Here is a 22,785-nt window from a genome sequence, read left to right on the forward strand (position 1 = left end):
GGAAGAAGCCGTGACACCTTCGAATGCCGCTCCGGCTAGACGCCCGCTGATCAAATTCGGCGCCGCTCTGGCCCTTGCACTGTCCGCCTCGATGGCGCTTGCCTCCTGTGCCGCGGAAGACCCCCTCGCCCAGCAGGCGGCGGCGGGGGACAACAAGAACTACATCGCCGGAGACGGATCGGTCACGGAATACGCTCCGGGGGAGCGGGGAGAGCCCGTGCAGCTCACCGGGACCCTGTTCGACGGTTCCGAGGTTTCAAGCGCCGACTGGGACGGTCAGGTGACGGTGCTGAACTTCTGGTACGCCGCCTGTGCTCCCTGCCGCAAGGAAGCCCCCGACCTCCTGGCCCTCCACAACGCTTTCGAACCCGCCGGCGCCCAGTTCTACGGGGTGAACATCCGTGACGAGCGCAGGACCGCCGAGGCCTTCGAGCGCACATTCGACATTCCCTACCCCAGCTTCAACGACAAAGACGGCGGCGTTCTTCTCGCGATGACGAGCTACGTCCCGCCCCAGGCCGTCCCCACCACCCTGGTCCTGGATAAGGAGGGACGCGTTTCGGCGCGGATCCTCGGCCTTGCCGACCGCAGCACCCTTAAGGCCCTGATCCAAGATGCCGTCGCCGAGTAGCGCCTCATGCAGCTGCTGACAGCGCTTGGGGCGGCCGTTCCCGCACAGGGCAACCCGTTCGCCGACGCGGTGCTCAGCGGCTCGATGCTTCTTGCCCTGCCGGTGGCACTGCTCGCCGGGCTCGTCTCCTTCGCCTCGCCATGCGTGCTCCCGCTCGTCCCGGGGTACCTCGGCTATGTGACGGGGCTGACGGGCGTCGACCTGGAGCAGCAGCGGCGCGGCCGGATGTTCGTCGGAATAGCCCTGTTCGTCCTGGGCTTCTCGCTGGTCTTCATGGCCTACGGGACGCTGTTCGGCCAGCTCGGGGCCTGGCTGCGCGTCTCGCAGGACTGGCTGATCCAGGTACTTGGCATCGTTGTCATCCTCCTTGGCGTGGTGTTCGCCGGCGGATTCTCGTGGTTCCAGAGAGAGAGCAGGATCCACGCCCGCGTTCCCGCCGGACTGTGGGGAGCCCCACTGCTCGGGATGACGTTCGGGCTCGGCTGGGCGCCCTGCATCGGCCCGACGCTGGGCGCCGTCCAGCTGCTCGCCATTTCCGGCGACGACGCAAGCGCGCTCCGCGGCGCCGTCCTCACCTTCGTCTACTGCCTCGGCCTCGGGCTTCCCTTCCTCTTCATTGCACTGGGTGTGCGCCGGGGCATGGGGGCAATGCGGTTCTTCCGCAGGCACCGCCGCCTGCTGCAGCGCGCCGGCGGCGGCCTGCTGATCGCCGTCGGAGCGCTGATGGTGACGGGCGTATGGAACCGGTGGATCGCCAGCATCCAGGACCTCCTCATCAGCAATGTGAATCTGCCCATCTAGCCCGCTTCCTCACCCGGCTTCCCGGATGAGCGACCACCCAACGAAGAACAGGTCAAGGTGAAAAAGGAAAAGGAAAGCACAGCGGCTGCCAAGCCCGACGCCGTCCTGCCCGCGCTCGGCCTCGGCGGAAGCCTGAGGTGGGCGTGGACGCAGCTGACGAGCATGCGCACGGCCCTTTTCCTGCTGCTGCTGCTCGCAGTGGCTGCCGTCCCCGGATCACTGTTCCCGCAGCGGCCCGCCAACCCCGCCGTCGTGACCCAGTACATCGAAGACCATCCCGGCACCGGCCCGGTGCTCGACTGGTTCCAGCTGTTCGACGTGTATTCCTCGGTCTGGTTCTCCGCGATCTACCTGCTGCTGTTCATCTCACTCATCGGATGCGTCATCCCCCGAGCGCTCGCCCATGGCAGGGCCATGAAGGCATTCCCGCCGCGCACACCCAAGCGTCTGTCCCGCCTGCCGGTCTACGGCACGATCGAGATTCCGGCCGAGCGTGCCGCAGCCGCGGGGATCACCCCCGGCTCCGCGGCCGCCGACGCCGCCGAAATCCTGCGCAAACGTGGATACCGGGTGGACGTCCGGGACAAGGACACCGACCGCCCCTCCGTCGGGGCCGAGCGCGGCCTGACCAAGGAACTGGGCAACCTGGTGTTCCACATCTCGCTCATCGGGGTCCTGATCTCCGTGGCAGTGGGCGGATTGTTCGGCTACAACGGTCAGAAGGTCATCGTCGAGGGCGACAGTTTCGTGAACACCCTGGTGGGCTACGACTCCTTCACCCCCGGCACCAACTTCAGCAACGACCAGCTCGACCCCTACTCGATCCGCCTGGACTCCTTCGACGTGCAGTTCGACCGCGACCAGCCGGCGCACTACGGCCAGCCGCTGGACTTCACCGCGAACCTCACAACCAAGGACGGCCCCGGCGCCGCCCCGCAGAAGCAGGTGCTCAAGGTCAACGCGCCGGTCAAGATCGGCGGCACGAGCGTCTACCTCGTCGGCAACGGCTACGCGCCGGTGGTCACGGTGCGCGACGGCGAGGGGAACATCGCCGTCCAGGGCCCGGTTGTGACAGTGCCCTCCGACGGCCTCTACACCTCTCTGGCGGTCATCAAGGCGCCCGACGCCCGGCCCGACCAGCTCGGCTTCGTCGGGTTCTTCCTTCCCACGGCCTTCATCGACGAGAACGGGGTCTCCTTCTCGCGCGACCCCGATCCGTTCAATCCCCAGCTGAACCTCAACGCCTACTACGGTGACCTCGGCCTTGACGGGGGTGATCCCCAGAACGTGTACGCCCTCGACACCGAAGGACTCACCGAGCTCAACAGCAGGAACAGCGACAACGGCGGCATCGTACTCGGGGCGGGCGAGACCTACGACCTGCCCGAGGGCAAGGGCTCAATCACCTTCGACGGGCTGAAGCGGTACGTCGCCCTGGACATCCACCACGACCCCGGTCAGCTCGGGGCCCTCGCCTTTTCCACCCTCGCCCTGACAGGGCTCACCGCCTCCCTGTTCATCGGGCGCAGGCGGTTGTGGGTCCGGTCCGGACTCCACCCCGACGGGCGCGTCCTCCTTGAGTACGGGCTGCTCGCCCGCGGCGAGGACCACCGCCTCGCAGGGGAGGGTGCCGCTGTCGAGAAACTGCTCCGCACACGCTGGCTGGTGCCGGAGGCCCAAGCAGGAGAAAATCAATTGCAGCCCGCCGGAACGCGCGGCGACGACGGTAAGGACACCTAATGCCAAGCGTTAACGCCGAATTGGGCGCAGCCAGCGAGCTCTTCATGCTGCTCGCCTCCATCGCCTATGTTGTGGCACTCGTTTTCTTTGTGCTCGACCTGGTCAAGTCGAGCAAGACCATTGAGAAGGTTGAAGCGCGGCTCGCCACCGTCGGAGCACCGCAGGCGGACCTGCCTCCCGGTGCGGGGGCGGCTGCAACCGCCGACGACTCGATGTCGTACGCCGCCGGCCAGCGGCGCTCCTCGGCACGGATCGCCGTCGCGCTCACCGTGCTCGCCACGGTCATCCATGCCGCGGCGGTCGTGAGCCGGGGCGTCGCGGCGAACCGGGTGCCCTGGGGCAACATGTACGAGTTCTGCACCACGGGCGCGCTTGTCGTCTCGGTGATCTTCCTGATCACCCTGACCCGGCGGGACCTGCGCTTCGTTGGGTCCTTTGTCGTCGGCCTCGTGGTGGTCATGCTTTGCGCCGCGACAGTGGGCTTCCCGACCCCGGTGGCCAACCTCATCCCCGCGCTGCAGAGCTACTGGCTGATCGTGCACGTGTCCATCGCCGTTGCGTCCTCAGCCCTCTTCACCATCACCTTTGCGATGTCGGTGCTGCAGCTGGTGCAGTCCTCCCGGGAAGCCCGCGTTGCCGCCGGCCGCTCCGACACCGCACGCTTCATGCGCCTTGTCCCGTCGGCCCTGAGCCTGGAAAACCTTTCCTACCGCCTCAACGCCGTTGCCTTCGTCGGCTGGACCTTCACCCTGATGGCCGGCGCGATCTGGGCCGAGCAGGCGTGGGGCCGGTACTGGGGCTGGGACACCAAGGAGGTCTGGACGTTCGTAATTTGGACCGTCTATGCAGGCTACCTCCACGCCCGGGCCACGCGCGGCTGGACCGGAACGCGGGCCGCCTGGCTGTCGATCGTCGGCTACCTGTGCATCGTGTTCAACTTCACGATCGTCAATATCTACTTCTCGGGGCTGCACAGCTACGCCGACGCGGGCTGACCTTCCCGGCCACACAAAGCCGCACCGGCCCCATCCCCTTTCGGGATCGGACCGGTGCGGCTTTTGCGTGGGTGAAGAGTGCGGCGGAAGGGCGCGGGCTACGGGTTCTTGGGCCGGTGTGCGCCGGTACTGCCGGAGTCCCCGGCGTCGTCGTCCGATTCGGGGGCCTGCGGAGTCTCGGAACTGCCTGAGGCCGGTCCGTCCGCCTTGGGGCCGCCCTTGGTTCCCCCGCCCTTGGTTCCTCCGGCGTGCGGTTGGCCGCCGTGCGGTTTCCGCTCCTGCTCGCGCCGGCGCTGCTCCTGCTCCCGTGCCTGCTGCCGGCGCTTGGTCTCAAGGTTCTGCAGGAACTGGGGGTCGTCATCGGGCGCGGTGGGGCGCCGCGGAGCAGGGCGGGTCGGACCGGCCGGCCGGACCTGGCGCGGGCGCCCGAAGAGGAACCAGAGGCCCGCTCCGAGGAGGGGAACCACGAGGATCGTGATCAGCCATGCCGGTTTTGAAATGCTTCGCACTTCATTGGACCGACTCATGAAGCAGTCGATCAGGGCGTAGATGATGATTGCGACTCCAAGAATCACCAGAAAGAGCAACAGGCGGGGCATACCCCAATTGTAGGCGAGTAAACTTGTACGGTGGCCTTCCTCAAATTCACCGCCCTGCGGCTGCTGCTCGTCGTCATCATCTTCGTGATCTGCGTGCAGCTCGGGCTTGGTGCCATCCTGTCCGCCGTTGCCGCCGCCATCCTGGCCTGGTGCGTCACCTACCTCTTCTTCCGGGAGCTCCGCGACGCCGCTGCGGCAAACCTGCAGCGCCGGTTCAAGGAGGGGGCGCCGCCGGTGCGCAACGCGATGGAGAACGACGACGCCGCCGCCGAAGACGGCCTCGACCCCAACGCCCCCGTCAACGCCGACCGCCGGCCGCGCCGGGACTGACCCGGCCGCACGGCGCGCAGGCCTACAGCGCGACGGTCAGGACGATCCCGAGGGCGAACAGCACGCTGAAGCCCAGGTTGATCAGGCTTGTCTGCTTCAGCACCGGGATCAGGCTGCGGCGCTTCTTGCCCTTGAGCATCAGCCAGCTCGGCATCAGGCAGGCCGGAACCAGCAGGAGCACGAGCAGCACCCAGGGGTACTCCTCGACGAGGAACAGGGGCAGCAGGATGGCTGTCGCGAGCATCATGACGTAACTGACCCGCGCGGCGGTGTCCCCGAGGCGCACGGCGAGGGTCAGCTTACCCGAGGCGCGGTCCGTCGGGATGTCCCTCACGTTGTTCGCCATCAGGAGCGCCATCGCGATGACCCCGGTGCTCACCGCCCCCACCCAGGCGGCGGCGCTAAGGGAACCGGCCTGGGTGTAGGTGGTGCCAAGCGTCGCGATGAGCCCGAAGAACACGAAGACGAAGATGTCGCCCAGGCCGAGATATCCGTAGGGGTTCTTTCCGCCCGTGTAGCCCCAGGCGGCGGCGATGCAGCCAAGTCCAACGAGCAGCAGGAACCAGGTCTGCGACAGGATGATCAGCACCGCGCCGGCAACCATCGCCAGCGCGAAGCAGCCGAAGGCGGCGTACTTCACCTGGCGGGGTTCGGCGGCGCCGGACCCGGTGAGGCGCAGGGGGCCCACGCGGTCGTCATCGGTGCCGCGGATGCCGTCGGAGTAGTCGTTGGCGTAATTCACGCCGACCTGCAGCAGCACGGCGACGACGGCGGCGAGCACGGCGTTGAGCGGCCGGAACGAGGCGAGCCCGTAGGCTGCCGCGCTGCCGATGATCACCGGTGCAAGCGCCATGGGCAGCGTACGGGGGCGGGCTCCTTCAAGCCACTGAGCGGCAGTCGCCACGGTTTGTTCCTTTGCTGGTTGTGCTGGTGTGTCTGGCCGGTCAGGTGCCGGTGGGGAGGAAAAGTGTCAGTGCCCCGACTTTTCGAGGAGGGCCCTGAGTGCCTGGCGGTCGGGCTTGCCTCCGGGAAGCAGGGGGAGCGCGTCGAAGCTCAGCACCGTCTTGGGTGCGGCATGGGCGCCGAGTTCCTCGGCCACGCGGGCACGGACAACGGTTGCGTCAACGGATCCGACGACGGCGGCACCCACCGCCGCGCCCCACTCGGGGCTGGTGATTCCCAGGACGACGGCCTGGCTCACCTGCGGGATGTCCTCGATGACGCCGGCAATGACCGACGCCGAGACCTTGAGGCCGCCTGTGACGATGACGTCGTCGATGCGGCCATGCACAACGACTTTCCCGTCCGCGCCGACGTCGCCCGCGTCGTCGGTCCTGAACCACCGGCGCCCGGAGTTGTAGACGAAGCGGTCCTCGGTGAGCTGGGGGTCGTTGAGGTAGCCGTCGGCGAGCATGGGGCCGCTGATCCACAGCCGCCCTTCTTCGGACAACACCTCTACGCCGTCGAGGGGCACGCCGTTGTAGACGCAGCCTCCGCTGGTTTCGCTCATCCCGTAGGTTTCCACGATGTTCAGGCCCTGGCGGCGGGCCTCGCCGCGCAGCGCAGAACCCATCGGAGCCCCGCCGAGCAGGATGGCGTTGAACCGGCGGAGCACCGCGAGGGTCTCCGGGGCCGGATCGGCCAGCAGGCGGTGAAGCTGCGTGGGGACCAGGGAGGTGAAGCGTACCCGGTCCGTCAGCTCGGACGCGGCGGCGGTGAACGCTTCGGCAGTAAACGGTGCACCCGAGTCCATCGTCCAGGGGCGGGTGCCTGCGTAGAGCGAGCGGACCAGGACCTGGAATCCCGCAACGTGGTGCACAGGCAGCGCGAGGAGCCACTGCCCCTCCGCCTTCAGGGCGAAGGCCGTGGCCATGGCGGAGGCGGCCAGCGCGTCGACGCTGAGCATTGTCTTCTTGGGCACCCCCGTCGAGCCGGAGGTGCTCAGGACGGCGGCAATTTCGTCGTTGGGCAGTTCCCCGGGGAAGACTTCGCCGGCGGCAACATGCGGGGCGACCGCCGGGCCCTCGCCGGCGAGCGAGGCCGCCAGCGGTTTCAGCAGCTCGTGGGCGTCGAAACCCGAAGGGGTGAATACGGGGAGCAGTTCCATGCCGGTCCTAGAAGTAGTAGGGGAACGCGGACCAGTCGGGGTTGCGCTTTTCGAGGAACGCTTCCTTGCCCTCGACGGCTTCGTCGGTCATGTACGCGAGCCGGGTGGCTTCTCCGGCGAACACCTGCTGCCCTGCGAGTCCGTCGTCGGCGAGGTTGAAGCCGAACTTCAACATCCGCAGCGCCTGCGGGCTTTGGCGGGCAATGTCCGCTGCATACTCGAGGGCGGTTGCTTCGAGGGAGACGTGATCGACGGCCTCGTTGACGGCGCCCATCGCCACCATGTCCTCGGCGGAATATTCGCGCGCGAGGAAGAAGATCTCGCGCGCACGTTTCTGCCCAATCTGCCGGGCCAGAAGCGCCGAACCGTAGCCGGCGTCGAAGCTTCCCACCGTGGCGTCCGTCTGCTTGAAGCGCGCGTGCTCGCGCGAGGCGATGGTCAGGTCCGCGACCACGTGCAGGCTGTGCCCGCCCCCGGCGGCCCACCCGTTGACGACGGCGATGACAACCTTGGGCATGGTGCGCATCAGCCGCTGCACCTCAAGGATGTGCAGGCGCCCTGCGCGGGCCGGGTCGATGGTCTCCCGTGTCTCGCCCTCCGCGTACCGGTAGCCGTCGCGCCCGCGGATGCGCTGGTCCCCGCCGGAGCAGAAGGAGTGCCCGCCGTCCCTGGGGGAGGGGCCGTTCCCGGTGAGCAGGACGGCGGCGACGTCGGGGGTCATCCGCGCATGGTCAAGTGCCCGGTACAACTCGTCCACAGTGCCGGGACGGAAGGCGTTGCGCACCTCGGGGCGGTCGAAAGCGACACGCACCGCCGGGAGGTCGCGGAGCACGCGGCCGTCTGCCGAACGCTCCACCTGACGGTGGTACGTCATGTCGGTGAAATCCTCGAAACCCGCGACGGTTCGCCACTGGGTGGGGTCGAAGATGTCGGAGACCTGAGGGGGAAGATCGGATGTCACCAACCGAGTCTAGCGGTGGCAAGCACCCCGGGCATGCAGCGGCGGGCGCTTAGGAGATGCAGAACTCATTGCCTTCGGGATCGGTCATCGTGTACCAGGTCAGCGGGCCCTGCCTGCCGTCATGGAGGAAACTGGCGCCGCGTGCTTCGAGGGCGGCACGGGCTTGATCCTTGTCGATCTCCTTCAGATGGATATCCGGGTGGAAGCGGTTCTTCGCCGTCTTGGGTTCGGGCACGGGCTGGAACACGAGCCGGAGCCTGTCCTTCTGGCCCAATTCGCCGGCCCTGCAGACCGCTGCGCCGTCTCGCCAGACCCGTGCGCCCCGGTGCACGACGACGTCGGACTCGTCCGCGTAGCCCGCGGAAAGCATCTGATCGATGAACCCCTCGTCGACCGGCTCGACGATCCAGCCCAGCGTTTCGGCCCACCAGTCGGCCTGCGCGTGAGGGTCGCTGCAGTCAATGGAAATCTGAATGTTGTGTTCCATGCCGAAACGGTAATGCTGAACCCGCCGAATGCGGAAGACACCCGCGGTCAACCGCTGTCCTCGACCCGAACACACCCCGCCCGAAATCCGCGTACAGGAGCCCAGACCGGCGGTGGACAGCGCCTGCTCCGCTGCGGAACATTAACGGGCGCAAGTTCCGCTGGATTAGAATCGGCACAACCATCCGGCGCCGACCGCGCGGCATAGGACTCAACGAGTAAGGCAGTAATGAGTAATCTCGAGACCCGCCCGGTTCCGGTGATCTGCGAGAGCGGACCCGACCGGGCCGGAAGCCCTCCGGTCGAAATCCTCCAGCCCCGCGAGGTGCCGTTGGGCGGTCCCCGGAGCATGTCAGTTCGCCGTACGCTCCCGCAGCGCGGCCGGTCCCTGATCGGCGCATGGTGCTTCCTCGACCACTACGGGCCCGATCCTGTTAAGGCGGCCGGCGCCATGAGCGTCCCGCCCCACCCCCACACCGGCCTGCAGACGGTCAGCTGGCTTTTCGCCGGTGAGATCGAACACCGCGACAGCGCCGGAAACCACGCATTGGTTCGACCTGGCGAGCTGAACCTCATGACGGCGGGATCGGGCATTTCCCATTCCGAGGTCTCAACGCCGGCAGCGACGTCGCTCCACGGGGTGCAGCTCTGGCTGGCCCTGCCGGACCGCTCGCGCTTCGTGACCCACCGCTTCGACCACTACGCCCCGGTCCCGGTCCAGGGCGAAGGGTTCGACCTCAGCGTTTTCCTTGGCACCCTTGGCGGCTCAGCTTCCCCCGTTGCCACCCACACCCCGCTGCTGGGAGCCGAGCTGAGGATCCGCGCGGGCTCCACCGCCTCCTTCGCCGTTTCCCCGGATTTCGAACACGGAATCCTTGTCGACAGCGGCAGCATCGAAGTCAACGGTACGGACGTTGCGGCCGGTGAACTTGCCTATCTACCGGTCGGTCATGAATCGATCGAGATCAGGGCAGGCGGCAGCGGACCGGCGCGGCTGATGGTCATCGGCGGCGAGCCTCTCGGTGAAGAAATCGTGATGTGGTGGAACTTCGTGGGACGCAGCCACGAGGAGATTGTCGAGTATCGCAACCGGTGGCAGTCCGAGATCGGTGTCGAGGAAGACCAGATGCGGCCCGAGATTCTGTTCGGCCTTCCCGGGGGCAACACCCTGAAGCCCCTGCCTGCACCGGAGCTGCCGCGGGTGCGCATCCGCCCTCGAAAGTAGGGCGCAGCACCTCCCGGAAATTCCGTCACCGGAGCGGGCATCCCGATTCCGGCAGTGCGGAGTGTCAGTTCCCTCAGCGCTGCATGGCCTGGTGCTGCATGTCACGGAGGGCGCGGGAATACATAACCGGTTATGCACCGTTACACGGGCAAGATACATAACTGGTTATGTAATTGCTCCAGTGAAAGGCACGCACGATGCAGTTCGGAATTTTCTCGGTCAGCGACATCACGCGGAACCCGGTGACGGGGTACACGCCCAGCGAGGCGGAACGCATCGATGCAACGGTGCAGACGGCAGTCAAGGCCGAGGAGGTCGGTCTCGATGTCTTCGCCATCGGCGAGCACCACAACCCGCCGTTCTTCTCCTCCTCGCCGACAACTCTGCTGGCCCATGTCGCAGCCCTGACCAAGCGGATCATCCTCTCGACTTCGGTCACCCTGATCACGACGAACGATCCCGTCCGCATCGCCGAGGAGTACGCGCTGGCCCAGCACCTTGCCAAGGGCCGGCTGGACCTGACCCTCGGACGCGGCAACACCGTCCCCGTCTACCCGTGGTTCGGCAAGGACATCCGTCAGGGCCTGCCGTTGGCGTTGGAGAACTACAACCTGCTGCACCGGCTGTGGCGCGAAGACGTCGTCGACTGGGAAGGCAATTTCCGGACCCCGCTCCAGGGATTCACTTCCAGCCCCCGGCCCCTGGACGACGTGCCTCCCTTCGTCTGGCACGGCGCTATCCGCACCCCGGAGATCGCCGAGCAGGCTGCCTACTATGGCAACGGATTCTTCGCGAACAACATCCTCGCGCCGAACTTCCACTTCCTGCCCCTAGTCAACCTTTACCGCGAGCGTTTCGAACACTACGGGCACGGCACCAAGGCCCAGGCGATCGTGGGCCTCGGCGGGCAGGCGTACATCGCCAAGCGCTCCCAGGACGCCTTGCGCGAGTTCCGTCCGTACTTCGACGAAGCACCGGTCTACGGGCACGGAGCCCCGCTGGAGTACTACGCGCAGCAGACTCCGCTGAGCGTCGGAAGCCCCCAGCAGGTCATCGACAAGACCCTGGAATTCCAGGAGAAGTTCGGCGACTACCAGCGCCAGCTCTGGGTCATGGACCATTCGGGCCTGCCGCTGGCCGCCGTGCTCGACCAGATCGAACTGCTCGGCGGGGAGGTTGTTCCCGTGCTGCGCAAGGAGATGGCCGCACGGCGTTCCCCTGACGCGGCGGACGCCCCCACCCACGAGTCCCTCACGAAGGCAAAGTACGGCGACGCCGCGCCGCGACAGCCGCGCCCCAACCCCAACCGGGGGGACAACGTCACGGGCACCTCGCCCTATCAGGACAGCGACGCCGCAACCCCGGCCCGCTATCCGCTGATCGGATAGAACGGTGATTCGATGAACCGGCAAGACAGAAATGAGATCCGGCTGGCGAATGAGTCCTGGGAGGCCCTGCTTCAGGCAGAGAGCGCACTTGGCCGGCGGTTCGCCGCCGACGAGATCTGGGATGAACTCTCTACCCGGGAGTACGACGTCCTCTTCACGCTGTCCAAGGCCGACGGCGGACTGGGAATCAGCGACCTCGGCCGGAGGATCCTGCTCTCCCAGCCGGGCATGTCGAAACTCGTGACGCGGCTCGAGGAGCGCGGGCTCGTGGAAAAGCGCCCGAACCAGGTGGACCGACGGGAAGCCCGCATTCTTCTGACCCATGCGGGAACCGAAGCGCAAAAACGGGTGGGGCGGAAGCACGCGCGGGCCGTCACTGCCACAATGACCAGCGCCCTCAGCCACGCCCAGCTCGAACAGCTTAGGGACCTCTGCCGGCAGATCACCGCAGTGATCAATCCGGACCTCCTGAACAAGCCCACCACCGAACGGACCCCCTCGTGAACCCCACTTCCCCCCAGAACGCCCGCCCGGACCCGGATCAGACCCGTAGCATCGTGATCCTCAGCGGAGGCATGAGCGACACCTCCTCCTCCCGGATGCTTGCCGACCGCCTGGCCCAGAAAACCCTCGACCGCCTTAACGGGCAGGGCATCCCGGCCGCGGTCAGCATCATCGAACTGCGTCCCCTCGCCGCCAACATCGCCCAAGCGATCGTTTCCGGTTTCCCTGACCCGGACCTCCAGGCCGCCATCGACAGGCTCGCCGCCGCGGACGCCGTCGTAGCGACGACCCCTATCTACAAGGCAGGCATCAGCGGGCTGTTCAAGGCCTTCATGGATATTCTCGACAACGATCTCCTGATCGCCGTTCCCGTGGTCCTTGCGGCAACCGGCGGCAGTGCCCGGCACGCACTGGTGATCGATGATCAGCTCCGGCCACTCTTTGCGTTCATGCGCACGCTCACCACCCCCACCTCGCTCTTCGCGGCACCGGAGGACTGGGGAGACAGTGCGCTCACCACCCGGATCGAACGGGCGGCGACCGAACTTGCGGCAATGGTCAGCACCGGCATCAGGGCCGCGATCACCGACGACGCCTGGGGCCAGTACCAGCACACCTTCGCCGGGAACGCCCGCCCCGCAACGGCCGCCCCGGAGGTTGCCTTCGATACCGACCTGATGAGACTGGCAACCGGCGGCACCCTCGCGGCACGGGCCTAGCGGGACAACTCAGCCACGCAGTAAATTCCGCGCATGACCAGCCGATGACCCGGTGGGGATAGGCCGATGACCCTGTTGCGTAGCGGTGGGAACCAATACGCTGGGGGCATGAATCATCAGCCCGCTCCCACCGAGGTACTTTCGGCCAGCGAGTGTTGGCGCCTGCTGCGCACGGCGTCCGTCGCGCGCCTGGCCCTTTCGGCGAATGACCAACCGGATATTTTTCCGGTCAACATCCAGGTGGACCACGGCACCGTAGTGTTCCGGACCTCCGAAGGCGCCAAATCCAGGGCGGCAGTGGAGAAGGCGCCGGTTGCAGTCGAGGCCGACGGGCTCGACGCTGACGGGACGAGGGCCTGGAGCGTGGTCATCAAGGGCACCGCGAGCACGATTTCCACGACCAGGGAACTGCTCGAGACCATCGATCTGCCCGTCCATCCGTGGGAGGGCGGGCGCAAGGACCGTTTCGTACGGGTTACCCCGGACAGCATCACCGGACGCCGGTTCCCCGTAGCTCCGGCTCCCCACAGCGTTTCCCGCGCATCGGGGCGCGACGAATAATTCCTTCTGATTGATCGATCAGTCCTCGCTGCGCAGCGTGGGATCATCGTGCTGGTCCCCGTCTGTCCCCGGTCGCCGGGCCGCACGACGACGTGAAACGCCGGTCGCCAGAAGCGTCAGGCCCGCGATGATCAGGACCACCGCCACCGCGATGAAGACGAACGCCTGCGCCAGGCTCGCGGCGCTTCCCCAGGAAGCGCGCTCGAACGCGTTGATGCCGGGCAGGAGCATCACCGCGCCCGCGAGGAGCAGGGCGCCCGCTGCCGCGATGAACCAGCGCGGGGCCGGGGCCCTCGATTTACCGACCATTCGGCTCACCCCTTGTATCGCGTGGCGGAGGTGGGTGGCTGTCGCGACAGCCCGTTAGCGCTCATGGTCCACCACTGCGGCCGCGCGTGCAAGGCCCTCTAGGGGACGATGGAATCGATATAGCCGCCGTCCACGCGCAGTGCGGCGCCTGTGGTCGCCGAAGCCAGCGGGGACGCCAAGTAAGCCACGAGGTTCGCGATTTCAGTGGGCTCGATGAGCCGTTGGATCAACGACTGCGGTCGATGCACTTTCATGAACTCCTGCTGGGCGTCGTCCCAGTTCAGATCCTTGTCCACGAGCTGATACACGAAGTCCTCGACGCCGCCGGTATGCGTGGGCCCGGCGATCACCGCATTCACGGTGACCCCCGACCCGGCGGCCGCCTTGGCGAAACCCCGTGAAACACCGAGCAGTGCGGTCTTCGAGACCCCGTAGTGGATCATTTCGGCCGGTATGACGATGGCGGAATCGCTCGCGATGTACTGGACGCGACCCCAACCCCGGGACATCATCCCTGGAAGGTAGGCCCGCGTAAGACGCACCGCGGCCAGAACATTGACTTCAAAGAACCTCAGCCATTCGGAGTCAGGGATCTCCAAGGCGGGCTCCGGGCTGAAGATGCCGAGATTGTTGACCAGGATGTCGACATTGGCGACCAATTCACAGGCCATTGCCGCGCCCTCCTCCGTACTTACATCGGCCGGTGCTTCAAGGATCCGCGCCCCGGGGACCGCCTCGCGGATCGTTTGGGCGGCTCGGCCCACGCTCGCTGCCGTGCGCCCGTTCACCGCGACCTCGGCGCCGGCGCGGGCCAACTGCAGCGCGATCTCGGCGCCGATACCTTGGGTTGATCCCGTCACGAGCGCGGTCTTTCCGGTCAAATCGATACTCAAAGACAAAGCGGGCCTCCCAGTGGCATTCGGTGCTCCGGGCCGGAAGAACGCGAAGCGTATCGGCTTCGAATCTACTCCTTCGACCGACGAGGGGGAGCACCGGGCCGCGCTGCCGGACCGGAACACCACTGGACTTATGATGCTCAAATGGGGGAGAACAGCAGCAGGGGGCCCGGTCACAGGCGGCAAATCTACGTGGAGATCGGCATCCGCACGTCGATGGACCGGTTGTGGAAACTGAGCCAGGACGCAGAACTGCACCCACGGTGGGACCTGCGGTTCTCGCGCATCGTTCCCGCCGCGCACAGCGCCGGGGAGCCTCAACGGTTCCGGTATGAATTCGGTCTTCCGTTCCACACGATTACTGGAACGGGAATCTCGCTGGGGCATCGGCACCGGGAGGACGGGCAGTCGACGTCGGTGCTGCGGTTTTCCACGTCGGACCCGCTTTCGCCCATCGGGTCCGGCTCCGGGTACTGGCGCTACATTCCGACGCAGCACGGTATCCGGTTCATCACCGGCTACACCTACCAGCCCGGCATGGGCGTTCTGGGCAAGGCGTTGGACCGCCGGGTCACCCGGCCCGCCCTCGGCTGGGCGACGGCGCTGAGCTTCGACCGCCTCCGCCTGTGGGCCGAACTCGGTGTGGATCCGCGGGACGCGCGCACCCGGTGGATCCTCGACGCCGTCGTCCGCGCGGGCGGCGCCGCAGCCGGAAGTGCGCTGCTCCTTTCCTCGGCGGGCCGGCCCGAGGGCGCTCCGGCCGCCGTCGTGGGCCTTGCCATCGCGGCGGCGTCCCTGCTGGTCCCAGCGCATCGGACGGTCCCCCGCGCGCGGCGGTGCCTGCGGCGCGCACCGGACCGGCGCTCCGCCAAGGCGCCGTCCGCACTCGCGGGGCTTCCGACTCCAAGAGTTCCGGACGCGGGCCGGCAACCTGCGGTCGGTGGTGCCCTGTGACCTCGATCTTCGCGAACGCCCTAGGGGAGAACTTCCACCGCCTCCACCCGATGCTGCAGCGGCGCTTCGGCGTTGACGTCGACGCCGGCTACGCCTGTGTGGGGCGCGGCCGCTTCTCGGAGGTCCGCCGCGGGCCCCTGTGGACGGTCCCTTTCCTCAAGCTCGGCGCGTTCCGGAACATCCTGTTTCCCCATCACGGCGAGAACATCCCGTTCACCATTGAGAACTACCCCTACCTCGACGGGTTCGGCCGGCCGACCGTGACCTTCGTGCGCACCCTGGAGATCAGCGCGGCCGAACGCCGACGCTTCGGCGCGACCATGATCTACAGTGCCGAAAAAGGCAAGATCATCGATTACCTGGGCACCCACCAGCATCTTGCAACAGCCCTTGAACTTGAGGTCCTCGCGGACGGTTCACTTCACCTTCAGACCACGGGCCAACGGCTGTACGCGGGATGCCTGGGATTCACCTTCCCGGCGATCCTCACCGGCACCGCCGACCTCTACGAGAGCTACGACGACGCCCGCGACGTCTTCACAATCGACATGCGGGTCCGCAATCCCCTTTTCGGGTTCCTCTTTGGCTACCGCGGGGAATTCACCTGCACCTACCCGGCGGTGTCGCCCGGGGACACTCCGCAGCGACTGAAGCCGCTGAGGGAGGAAATCCGGCAGTAGTGGGCGGCCATCAGATCTCCTCGCCGAGGATGCGCTGGTAGAGGATATGGTCCCGCCAGGCACCGGCGATCTTCAGGTACGCCGGCGCCGTCCCGATTTTGGTGAAGCCCAGCCGGGCGAGCACCTTCTGCGAGGCCTCGTTATGGGGCAGCGTCGCGGCCTGCACCCGGTGCAGCCCAAGCTGCCCCGAAGCAACGCCGAGGGCATGGGCGACGGCAGACGTGCAGATACCCCTGCCGTTGTGCTCCTTGTCGATCCAGTAGCCCAGATTGGCGTTGAGGAACGGGCCGCGCACAATCCCGGTAAGGTTCAGGACGCCGATCACACGCTCCTGCTTCACAAGGATCCAGGGCACTTCAATGCCCGATGCGTGAAGCTCCAGCTTCGACTCGATCACCGAACGCTGGCCCGCTTCCGTAAAGAAGTGCCGGTTCCTCTGCGGCTCCCAGGGGGCCAGATGCTCCCTGTTCACCGCATAACCGTCAGCGAGCCGCCCGGAATCGGAGGTTCGCACCAGCCGCATCTCGACATCGCGGGTCAGGGTGTGCGGCATGATCGTCATCCACGAACTCTAGCCAGATGAAGGTCTCCCCTGCACGATGGGGCAATGGATCCTTCATTGGCCCGCGCCCTCGCACCCGTCCTCGCCGACATCGAGGCCACTGGGGCTCCCGTGCCGTTGATCAGGGAATCAGCATGGACCAACGACCGGAAGTCCCCGTCGGCGATCTTGTGGGCGAGTGACGGGTCCGGGCAAGGCATTCAGATCTCGCTGCGGTGGTCCGACCTCGAACGGACCATCGAGGACGCGGATCAAGTCCAGGAGTGGGTGATCGAGGAACGCTGGTCACGCGGCAGCAACTGGCCCCAATGCCCCCGGCATCCGCTCACCCATCCGGCGCGGCCCCGGGAGGCAGCAGGCGTTGCGGCATGGGTGTGTCCGGCGGACGGCGCGCTCATCTCCCGTATTGGAGAGCTTCCCGCATGAACGGACCCGGACGTCGAGATTCCGGTGCGTGCTAGGTGTCCCCGGCGGATTCCTGCACGGCGGCAAGAGCGGCAGAGATGTGCGCTTCAGACCGTTCCTTATCAATCCCCTGCGCGGAGAGTACGCCCGTTTTGTCCTCAAGCTCCAGCAGGGCGAGCAGAATGTGCTCGGTGCCCACATAGTTGTGGCCAAGGCGCAGAGCCTGCCGGAACGTCAACTCAAGTGCTTTCCTTGACCGTTGGTCGAAGGGAATCAGGTCGGGAACCTGGGCGGACGCCGGCGGCAGTGCTGCGGTGGTGGCGTGCCGGAGCGCATCGAGCGTCACCCCCTGGGCGGCGATGGCTGCCGTTCCGATTGAGCGAGGCTCCTGGAACAGCCCGAGGACAAGATGTTCGGGCCGGATTTCGTCATTGCCTGCAGCGCGGGCCTCGTTCTGGGCCGCCATCACCACGTTCTTGGCGCGCTCGGTGAACCGGCTGAAGCCCTGGCTGGGGTCAAGGTCCGTCTGGTCACCGGGCGCTTTGGGGACGAAACGCTTTTGGGCCGCCTGTTTGGAGACGCCCATGCTCCTGCCAATGTCCGACCAGGACGCGCCGGAGCGCCTTGCCTGGTCCACGAAGTGGCCGATGAGGTGATCGGCCACTTCGCCGAGATGGTCGGCGGCGATCACGGCATCGGACAGCTGGTCGAGAGCGTCGGGGTGCACCTTCTTGATGGCGTCGATGAGCTCATCGAGGCGTACGGGGTTGGTCATGCGGATTGGATCAGTCATGAGTCAACCGTAAGTTGACGATGATTCAGTCGTTAACTAGTAGTTGACGTATCCTCGGGTGATGCAGCAGCGGACGCTGACTCCGACGGGGTGCGTCCGCTGGCATCCCTTGCGGCAGCGGCGGGAAGCACGCTCACACCTGTCGGTTGATCACTGCCCGTTTGACTTCCTTGATCGCCTGGGTGATCTGAATGCCCCGCGGGCAGGCTTCGGAGCAGTTGAAGATGGTGCGGCAGCGCCAGACTCCCTGCGCGTCGTTGAGAATCTCCAGCCGCAGGTCGCCTGCGTCGTCCCTGGAGTCGAAGATGAACCGGTGGGCATTGACGATGGCGGCCGGCCCGAAGTACTGCCCGTCGGTCCAGAACACGGGGCACGACGAGGTGCAGGCGGCGCAGAGGATGCACTTGGTGGTGTCGTCGAACCGTTCGCGTTCCTCCGGCGACTGCAGCCGTTCCCGGTCCGGTTCGTGGCCCCTGGTGATGAGGAAGGGCATCACTTCCCGGTAGGACTGGAAGAACGGCTCCATGTCAACAATGAGGTCCTTCTCTACTGGAAGTCCCTGCAGCGGTTCCACCACGATGGGGTCCGCGGGGTTCAGGTCCTTGAGGAGGGCCTTGCACGCCAGGCGGTTGCGGCCGTTGATGCGCATCGCGTCCGAGCCGCACACCCCGTGAGCGCAGGAACGCCGGAACACCAGCGTGCCGTCGTGCTCCCACTTGATCACGTGGAGCGCATCCAACACGCGGTCGGTGCCGATCATGGTGAGGTGGAAATCCTCCCAGTACCCCTCCTCGGCGCGTTCGGGCTGATACCGGCGTATGCGCATGGTGACCTGGAGCGTCGGAATCTCCCCTGCCGTCTTGGCGTGGGAGAAATCGACCTTGGAAGGCGGCTCCGGCAGGTCGTACTGTTGTCCGCCCGAAGGCGTCTGGGGCCGCGCCGGGGCAGGCTGCTTTGCCTGGGTGGTGGCCTTGGCTGCAGTGAATTCGTGGCTCATCAGGTGGCTCCGCGCTCGAATAGTCATGCGCCACAACTGCTGGACTAAGACAAGCGTAGAAAGCTGCGCTGAAGCGCACAAGGAAATTCCGACCCCCGGTGCCTGCGGGAGGCCGGAAGGATCCGTTTCATCCCCTCGCCAGCGGGCCCTGGGCGGATAGAATTGGCTCCCTTAGCCGCATCACGAAGGAGGTGGGACCGATTACCGCACATCAGGCAAGGCGCTCCCGCCCCGCGGTCCTGCCGGGACTCGCGCGAACCTGACCCGGGAGCGCCCTCACGCTTTGTGAAGGGTCTTTCATGTCGTTCCCCTCCAACATTCCGTTGGAAGAACTTGTCACCTCCCGCCTTCGAGCCGCCGGCTGCGTTTTCGCCGAAGAGGAGGCGCATCTGTTGCTGAATGCCGGCCTTCCGCCGTCGGAGCTGGCCGCAACGATCGACCGGCGCGCAGCCGGCGCCCCGCTTGAGCACCTTCTCGGCTGGGCCGAGTTCTGCGGAGCGAGGATGGTTGTGGATGCCGGGGTTTTTGTTCCGCGCCGCCGCTCCGAACTCCTGGTCCGGGAGGCCGCCGCCGTGGCTGCTCCCGGCGCCGTCGTCCTCGACCTGTGCTGCGGCTGCGGGGCGCTCGGGGCCGCACTTGCGGCGGCAGTGCCACGGATCGACCTCCATGCCTCCGATATCGACGCACGGGCGGTGGAGTGCGCCCGGGCGAACCTCGCGCCGAGTGGTGGCGCCGTATATCAGGGCGACCTGTTTAAGCCGCTGCCTCACCGCCTCAGGGGGACCGTCGAGGTTCTGCTCTGCAACGCACCCAACGTGCCCTCGGAAATGATCGCGTCGATGCCCCCGGAGGCCCGGCTCCACGAGCCGCGCCGGGCGCTCGACGGAGGGGCGGACGGGCTCGACGTGCACAGGCGGCTCGCCGCTGAGGCGGGTGACTGGCTGGTGCCGGGCGGCAGCCTGATCATCGAGGCCGGCAGCCGCCAGGCACCGCCGGTCGCCCGGCTCTTTGAGGAATGCGGGCTCAGTACCCGCATCGCGTCCTCCGAGGACCTCGAGGCGACCGTGGTCATCGGCGTGCGGAGCCCTTGCTGAATCCCCGCAGCGGCCGCGGGCAGCAGGACCGGCGGGGGCCGGCCCCTCGGGCCCCGGTGAGAACGGTTCGGTCCCGTGCCGGTTGACCCGGGAAAACCACCGTGCGATTCTTGTATCAGTTTTTACAGAACGAACGGTCGGTAAATCCCGCCGGTTCGTGCCGGTAAGCAGGCCCTGCAATGGAGGCAGTCATGACCGAGGCTTTTCTCGTGGGCGGGGTCCGCACCCCGGTGGGCCGCTACGGCGGCGCCCTTTCCTCAGTACGCCCCGACGATCTTGCGGCCCTGGTGATCCGCGAAGCCATCTCCCGGGCCGGTATGGATCCCGGGCACATCGACGAGGTGATCCTCGGGAACGCCAACGGCGCGGGGGAGGAGAACCGCAACGTTGCGCGAATGTCAGCGCTCCTGGCCGGGCTGCCCAACACCACGCCGGGCATCACCGTGAACCGGCTTTGCGCCTCCGGGCTTTCGGCGATCATCCAGGCGTCCCAGATGATCAAGTCCGGGGCCGCCGACGTCGTGATCGCCGGCGGTGTCGAATCCATGAGCCGGGCACCCTGGGTCATGGAAAAGCCCGACAAGGCCTTTGCCAAGCCCGGAGCCGTGTTCGACACCTCCATCGGGTGGCGCTTCACCAACCCCGAGTTCGCTGCCACCGAAAAGCTGACGTACTCGATGCCGGAGACGGCAGAAGAGCTCGCGGAGCTCGACGGAATCTCCCGTGACGACGCAGACGCCTTCGCGCTGCGCTCCCACCAGCGCGCCGTCGCGGCGGCCGACGCCGGCCGGTTCGACGACGAGATCGTCACGGTCCAGGTGAACGCCGGAAAACGCTCCTTCAGCGTCACCTCCGATGAGGGCCCCCGCGCCGACACAACCCTCGAGGTGCTGGGCGGCCTCCGCCCAGTCGTCAAGAAGGGCGGGGTGGTTACCGCCGGCAACTCAAGCTCCCTCAACGACGGCGCTTCGGCCGTCATCGTCGCCTCCGAAGCGGCCCTCGAGCGCTTCTCCCTCACGCCGCGGGCGCGGATCCTCGACGGCGCCTCCGCCGGAGTACCCCCGGAGATCATGGGGATCGGGCCGGTCCCCGCAACGCAGAAGGTGCTCGAGCGCACCGGCCTCTCCGTTGGCGATCTCGGCGCCGTGGAACTCAACGAGGCGTTCGCCGTGCAGGCCCTGGCCTGCATCCGGCGCCTGAAGCTCGACGAGGACCTGGTCAACCGCGACGGCGGCGCCATCGCCCTCGGCCACCCCCTCGGATCCTCCGGGGCGCGCATCGCCATCACCCTCATGGGCCGGATGGAACGCGAACTGGGATCCGGCGGCCGCCGCCTCGGACTCGCCACCATGTGTGTGGGCGTCGGTCAGGGAACCGCAATGCTCATCGAGGGAGTCTGATGGGCCCCTTCGCCGCACTGGAGGTCGAGGAGCGCCCCGACCGCCTGCTTGTGCGCCTGAACCGGCCGGCGGTGCGCAACGCGATCGACCAGCAGATGGTTGACGACCTGCACGTTGTCTGCACCATGCTTGAGCACGACCCCCGCGTGTTGGTCCTCGCCGGGACCGATGGGGTCTTCGCCTCCGGTGCCGACATCGCCCAGCTGCGTGAACGCCGCCGCGACGACGCACTCGCCGGCATCAACTCAACCCTGTTCGCCCGCATCGCCCGGCTGCCCCTGCCGGTCATCGCCGCCCTTGACGGGTATGCCCTGGGCGGCGGGGCTGAGCTGGCCTATGCCGCGGACTTCCGCATCGGCACGCCGTCGGTGAAGATCGGCAACCCCGAAACCGGGCTCGGCATCCTTGCCGCAGCCGGTGCCACCTGGCGGCTGAAGGAGCTTGTCGGGGAACCGCTCGCCAAGGAGATCCTCCTGGCCGGGCGCATCCTCGACGCCGATGAGGCGCTCGCCGTGCGCCTCATCACCGAAATCCACGAGCCCGGAGAGCTGATGGACGCCGCCCACGCACTCGCTGACCGCATCTGCCGCCAGGACCCGCTCGCCCTGCGCATCACCAAGAGCGTCTTTGCGGCACCGGCGGAGGCCCACCCGCTCATCGACCAGCTCGCGCAGGGCATCCTCTTCGAATCCGACGCCAAGTTTGAACGCATGCAGCGCTTCCTCGACCGCAAACAGGACCGCGGCACGACGGCGGCGCACGCGGGCGACGGGACGGCACGCTGATGCCGGTCCCGGAGCGGGTAGGGGTGCTCGGCGGCGGCAGGATGGGCGCCGGCATCGCCCACGCCTTCTGCGTGTCGGGAGCCGACGTCGTCATCGTCGAGCGGGACGACGACGCCGCGCAGGCGGCGCATTCACGGCTCGCGGCGGCTCTCGGCAAGAGCGTTGAGCGCGGCTCGGTCACCGAGTCCCGTGAGGTGCTGCTGGGCCGGACCGCAGTGTCGACCGATTATTCAGCCTTCACCGGCAGGGGGCTCGTGGTGGAGGCGGTCCCGGAGGATCTTGCCCTGAAGAGTTCGGCTCTCGCCGCCGTCGAGGTGCAGCTCGCCGAGGGTGCCTGGCTGGCAACCAACACGTCGTCGCTGTCCATTGCCGAACTGGCCAAATCCCTGACCCGGCCCGCCGAGTTCTGCGGCCTCCACTTCTTCAATCCGGTGCCCGCTTCGACCCTGGTCGAGGTGGTGCTCGGCCCGCAGACCTCGGAGGCAACCGCGGGCGCGGCCCGGGAGTGGGTCGAAGCGCTCAACAAGACCCCGGTGGTGGTCCGCGATGCACCGGGTTTCGCCAGCTCCCGGCTCGGGGTGGCGATCGCGCTCGAGGCGATGCGGATGGTCGAGGAGGGGGTGGCCTCCGCCGAGGACATCGACACCGCGATGGTCCTTGGCTACAAGCATCCAGTCGGCCCGCTGAGGACCACCGACCTGGTGGGCCTCGACGTGCGGCTCGGGATCGCCGAGTACCTCGAATCCACCCTCGGCGAGCGATTTGCTCCGCCGCGGATCCTGCGCGACAAGGTGGCACGCGGGGAGCTCGGGCGGAAGAGCGGCAAAGGCTTCTTCGACTGGGTGGACTGAGACGCAGGACCG

27 protein-coding genes are annotated in these 22,785 nt (G+C 67.1%); 17 read left to right on the plus strand and 10 right to left on the minus strand.

The window, feature by feature from the left end:
* The first annotated feature begins 10 nt into the window (after window positions 1-10).
* The 4 genes from AC4D14_RS06730 to ccsB are packed head-to-tail and all read left to right on the plus strand — an operon-like array spanning window position 11 to window position 4,167.
* On the plus strand, window positions 11-631 hold the full coding sequence (locus AC4D14_RS06730; protein WP_490900954.1) for a TlpA family protein disulfide reductase: 621 nt from the start codon (window positions 11-13) through the stop codon (window positions 629-631).
* Between the two features lie 6 nt (window positions 632-637).
* A complete protein-coding gene (locus AC4D14_RS06735) occupies window positions 638-1,432 on the plus strand; it encodes a cytochrome c biogenesis CcdA family protein (protein WP_490900955.1) in 795 nt (264 codons plus the stop codon).
* 57 nt (window positions 1,433-1,489) lie between these two features.
* Complete coding sequence (gene resB, locus AC4D14_RS06740; RefSeq protein WP_490900956.1) at window positions 1,490-3,172, plus strand: cytochrome c biogenesis protein ResB; 1,683 nt, start codon at window positions 1,490-1,492, stop codon at window positions 3,170-3,172.
* Window positions 3,172-4,167 carry a c-type cytochrome biogenesis protein CcsB gene (gene ccsB, locus AC4D14_RS06745; protein WP_490900958.1) on the plus strand — a complete coding sequence of 332 codons (996 nt, stop codon included), beginning with the start codon at window positions 3,172-3,174 and terminating at the stop codon, window positions 4,165-4,167. The genes resB and ccsB overlap by 1 nt, the downstream gene beginning before the upstream one ends.
* Window positions 4,168-4,265: 98 nt before the next feature.
* On the opposite strand, the gene AC4D14_RS06750 is transcribed toward ccsB, so the two are convergent.
* Window positions 4,266-4,766, minus strand: a complete 501-nt coding sequence (locus AC4D14_RS06750) for a PLD nuclease N-terminal domain-containing protein (RefSeq protein WP_490900960.1) — start codon at window positions 4,764-4,766, stop codon at window positions 4,266-4,268.
* Window positions 4,767-4,796: 30 nt separating this feature from the next.
* On the opposite strand from AC4D14_RS06750, the gene AC4D14_RS06755 reads away from it, so the two are divergent.
* A complete protein-coding gene (locus tag AC4D14_RS06755) occupies window positions 4,797-5,096 on the plus strand; it encodes a DUF4229 domain-containing protein (RefSeq protein WP_490900961.1) in 300 nt (99 codons plus the stop codon).
* 22 nt (window positions 5,097-5,118) lie between these two features.
* Here the strand turns inward: AC4D14_RS06755 and AC4D14_RS06760 are convergent, their stop codons facing one another.
* The 4 genes from AC4D14_RS06760 to AC4D14_RS06775 form a co-directional block, all read right to left on the minus strand.
* Window positions 5,119-6,000, minus strand: a complete 882-nt coding sequence (locus AC4D14_RS06760; RefSeq protein ID WP_490900962.1) for a 1,4-dihydroxy-2-naphthoate polyprenyltransferase — start codon at window positions 5,998-6,000, stop codon at window positions 5,119-5,121.
* Window positions 6,001-6,066: 66 nt separating this feature from the next.
* Window positions 6,067-7,203: an AMP-binding protein gene (locus tag AC4D14_RS06765; protein ID WP_490900963.1), complete on the minus strand. Its 1,137-nt coding sequence runs from the start codon at window positions 7,201-7,203 to the stop codon at window positions 6,067-6,069.
* A gap of 7 nt (window positions 7,204-7,210) precedes the next feature.
* Window positions 7,211-8,164 carry a 1,4-dihydroxy-2-naphthoyl-CoA synthase gene (locus tag AC4D14_RS06770; protein WP_490900964.1) on the minus strand — a complete coding sequence of 318 codons (954 nt, stop codon included), beginning with the start codon at window positions 8,162-8,164 and terminating at the stop codon, window positions 7,211-7,213.
* 49 nt (window positions 8,165-8,213) lie between these two features.
* Entirely contained in the window at window positions 8,214-8,651 is a 438-nt protein-coding gene (locus AC4D14_RS06775) for a VOC family protein (RefSeq protein WP_490900965.1), read from the minus strand.
* A gap of 228 nt (window positions 8,652-8,879) precedes the next feature.
* Here AC4D14_RS06775 and AC4D14_RS06780 point away from each other — a divergent pair, with 228 nt between their 5' ends.
* From AC4D14_RS06780 to AC4D14_RS06800, 5 genes are all read left to right on the plus strand, one after another.
* On the plus strand, window positions 8,880-9,875 hold the full coding sequence (locus tag AC4D14_RS06780) for a pirin family protein (protein ID WP_490900966.1): 996 nt from the start codon (window positions 8,880-8,882) through the stop codon (window positions 9,873-9,875).
* Between the two features lie 197 nt (window positions 9,876-10,072).
* On the plus strand, window positions 10,073-11,263 hold the full coding sequence (locus AC4D14_RS06785) for an LLM class flavin-dependent oxidoreductase (protein ID WP_490900967.1): 1,191 nt from the start codon (window positions 10,073-10,075) through the stop codon (window positions 11,261-11,263).
* 12 nt (window positions 11,264-11,275) lie between these two features.
* Window positions 11,276-11,767, plus strand: a complete 492-nt coding sequence (locus AC4D14_RS06790; RefSeq protein ID WP_490900968.1) for a MarR family winged helix-turn-helix transcriptional regulator — start codon at window positions 11,276-11,278, stop codon at window positions 11,765-11,767.
* Window positions 11,764-12,486, plus strand: coding sequence for a CE1759 family FMN reductase (locus AC4D14_RS06795; protein WP_490900969.1), 723 nt, complete (start codon window positions 11,764-11,766; stop codon window positions 12,484-12,486). Before AC4D14_RS06790 ends, AC4D14_RS06795 begins: the two co-directional genes overlap by 4 nt.
* Window positions 12,487-12,594: 108 nt before the next feature.
* Window positions 12,595-13,047 (plus strand): pyridoxamine 5'-phosphate oxidase family protein, encoded by a 453-nt coding sequence (locus AC4D14_RS06800; RefSeq protein ID WP_490900970.1) that lies wholly within the window; start codon window positions 12,595-12,597, stop codon window positions 13,045-13,047.
* A gap of 18 nt (window positions 13,048-13,065) precedes the next feature.
* On the opposite strand, the gene AC4D14_RS06805 is transcribed toward AC4D14_RS06800, so the two are convergent.
* Window positions 13,066-13,356: a hypothetical protein gene (locus tag AC4D14_RS06805; RefSeq protein WP_490900971.1), complete on the minus strand. Its 291-nt coding sequence runs from the start codon at window positions 13,354-13,356 to the stop codon at window positions 13,066-13,068.
* A gap of 98 nt (window positions 13,357-13,454) precedes the next feature.
* The gene (locus tag AC4D14_RS06810; protein WP_490900972.1) at window positions 13,455-14,249 is read right to left on the minus strand and encodes an SDR family NAD(P)-dependent oxidoreductase; all 795 of its coding nucleotides are present in this window, start codon (window positions 14,247-14,249) and stop codon (window positions 13,455-13,457) included.
* Between the two features lie 147 nt (window positions 14,250-14,396).
* Between AC4D14_RS06810 and AC4D14_RS06815 the strand changes: the two genes are divergently transcribed.
* Window positions 14,397-15,206, plus strand: a complete 810-nt coding sequence (locus AC4D14_RS06815) for a hypothetical protein (RefSeq protein WP_490900973.1) — start codon at window positions 14,397-14,399, stop codon at window positions 15,204-15,206.
* Window positions 15,203-15,886 carry a DUF4166 domain-containing protein gene (locus AC4D14_RS06820; RefSeq protein WP_490900974.1) on the plus strand — a complete coding sequence of 228 codons (684 nt, stop codon included), beginning with the start codon at window positions 15,203-15,205 and terminating at the stop codon, window positions 15,884-15,886. The genes AC4D14_RS06815 and AC4D14_RS06820 overlap by 4 nt, the downstream gene beginning before the upstream one ends.
* Before the next feature lie 10 nt (window positions 15,887-15,896).
* Here the strand turns inward: AC4D14_RS06820 and AC4D14_RS06825 are convergent, their stop codons facing one another.
* The gene (locus AC4D14_RS06825) at window positions 15,897-16,448 is read right to left on the minus strand and encodes a GNAT family N-acetyltransferase (protein WP_490900975.1); all 552 of its coding nucleotides are present in this window, start codon (window positions 16,446-16,448) and stop codon (window positions 15,897-15,899) included.
* Between the two features lie 45 nt (window positions 16,449-16,493).
* Here AC4D14_RS06825 and AC4D14_RS06830 point away from each other — a divergent pair, with 45 nt between their 5' ends.
* Window positions 16,494-16,874: a hypothetical protein gene (locus AC4D14_RS06830; protein ID WP_490900977.1), complete on the plus strand. Its 381-nt coding sequence runs from the start codon at window positions 16,494-16,496 to the stop codon at window positions 16,872-16,874.
* Between the two features lie 31 nt (window positions 16,875-16,905).
* Here AC4D14_RS06830 and AC4D14_RS06835 read toward each other — a convergent pair whose 3' ends face one another.
* Both AC4D14_RS06835 and AC4D14_RS06840 read right to left on the minus strand, forming a co-directional pair.
* Entirely contained in the window at window positions 16,906-17,646 is a 741-nt protein-coding gene (locus AC4D14_RS06835; RefSeq protein WP_490900979.1) for a Clp protease N-terminal domain-containing protein, read from the minus strand.
* A 133-nt stretch (window positions 17,647-17,779) separates the two neighbouring features.
* On the minus strand, window positions 17,780-18,643 hold the full coding sequence (locus AC4D14_RS06840; RefSeq protein WP_490900981.1) for a succinate dehydrogenase iron-sulfur subunit: 864 nt from the start codon (window positions 18,641-18,643) through the stop codon (window positions 17,780-17,782).
* Window positions 18,644-18,942: 299 nt separating this feature from the next.
* Here AC4D14_RS06840 and AC4D14_RS06845 point away from each other — a divergent pair, with 299 nt between their 5' ends.
* From AC4D14_RS06845 to AC4D14_RS06860, 4 genes are all read left to right on the plus strand, one after another.
* Window positions 18,943-19,737, plus strand: a complete 795-nt coding sequence (locus AC4D14_RS06845; RefSeq protein ID WP_490900982.1) for a putative protein N(5)-glutamine methyltransferase — start codon at window positions 18,943-18,945, stop codon at window positions 19,735-19,737.
* Window positions 19,738-19,928: 191 nt separating this feature from the next.
* Window positions 19,929-21,137: a thiolase family protein gene (locus AC4D14_RS06850; RefSeq protein WP_490900983.1), complete on the plus strand. Its 1,209-nt coding sequence runs from the start codon at window positions 19,929-19,931 to the stop codon at window positions 21,135-21,137.
* Window positions 21,137-21,922 (plus strand): enoyl-CoA hydratase/isomerase family protein, encoded by a 786-nt coding sequence (locus AC4D14_RS06855; RefSeq protein ID WP_490900984.1) that lies wholly within the window; start codon window positions 21,137-21,139, stop codon window positions 21,920-21,922. Before AC4D14_RS06850 ends, AC4D14_RS06855 begins: the two co-directional genes overlap by 1 nt.
* Window positions 21,922-22,773 carry a 3-hydroxyacyl-CoA dehydrogenase family protein gene (locus tag AC4D14_RS06860; protein WP_490900985.1) on the plus strand — a complete coding sequence of 284 codons (852 nt, stop codon included), beginning with the start codon at window positions 21,922-21,924 and terminating at the stop codon, window positions 22,771-22,773. The genes AC4D14_RS06855 and AC4D14_RS06860 overlap by 1 nt, the downstream gene beginning before the upstream one ends.
* Window positions 22,774-22,785: the final 12 nt, after the last annotated feature.

This window comes from Arthrobacter sp. TJ-254, assembly GCF_058269175.1.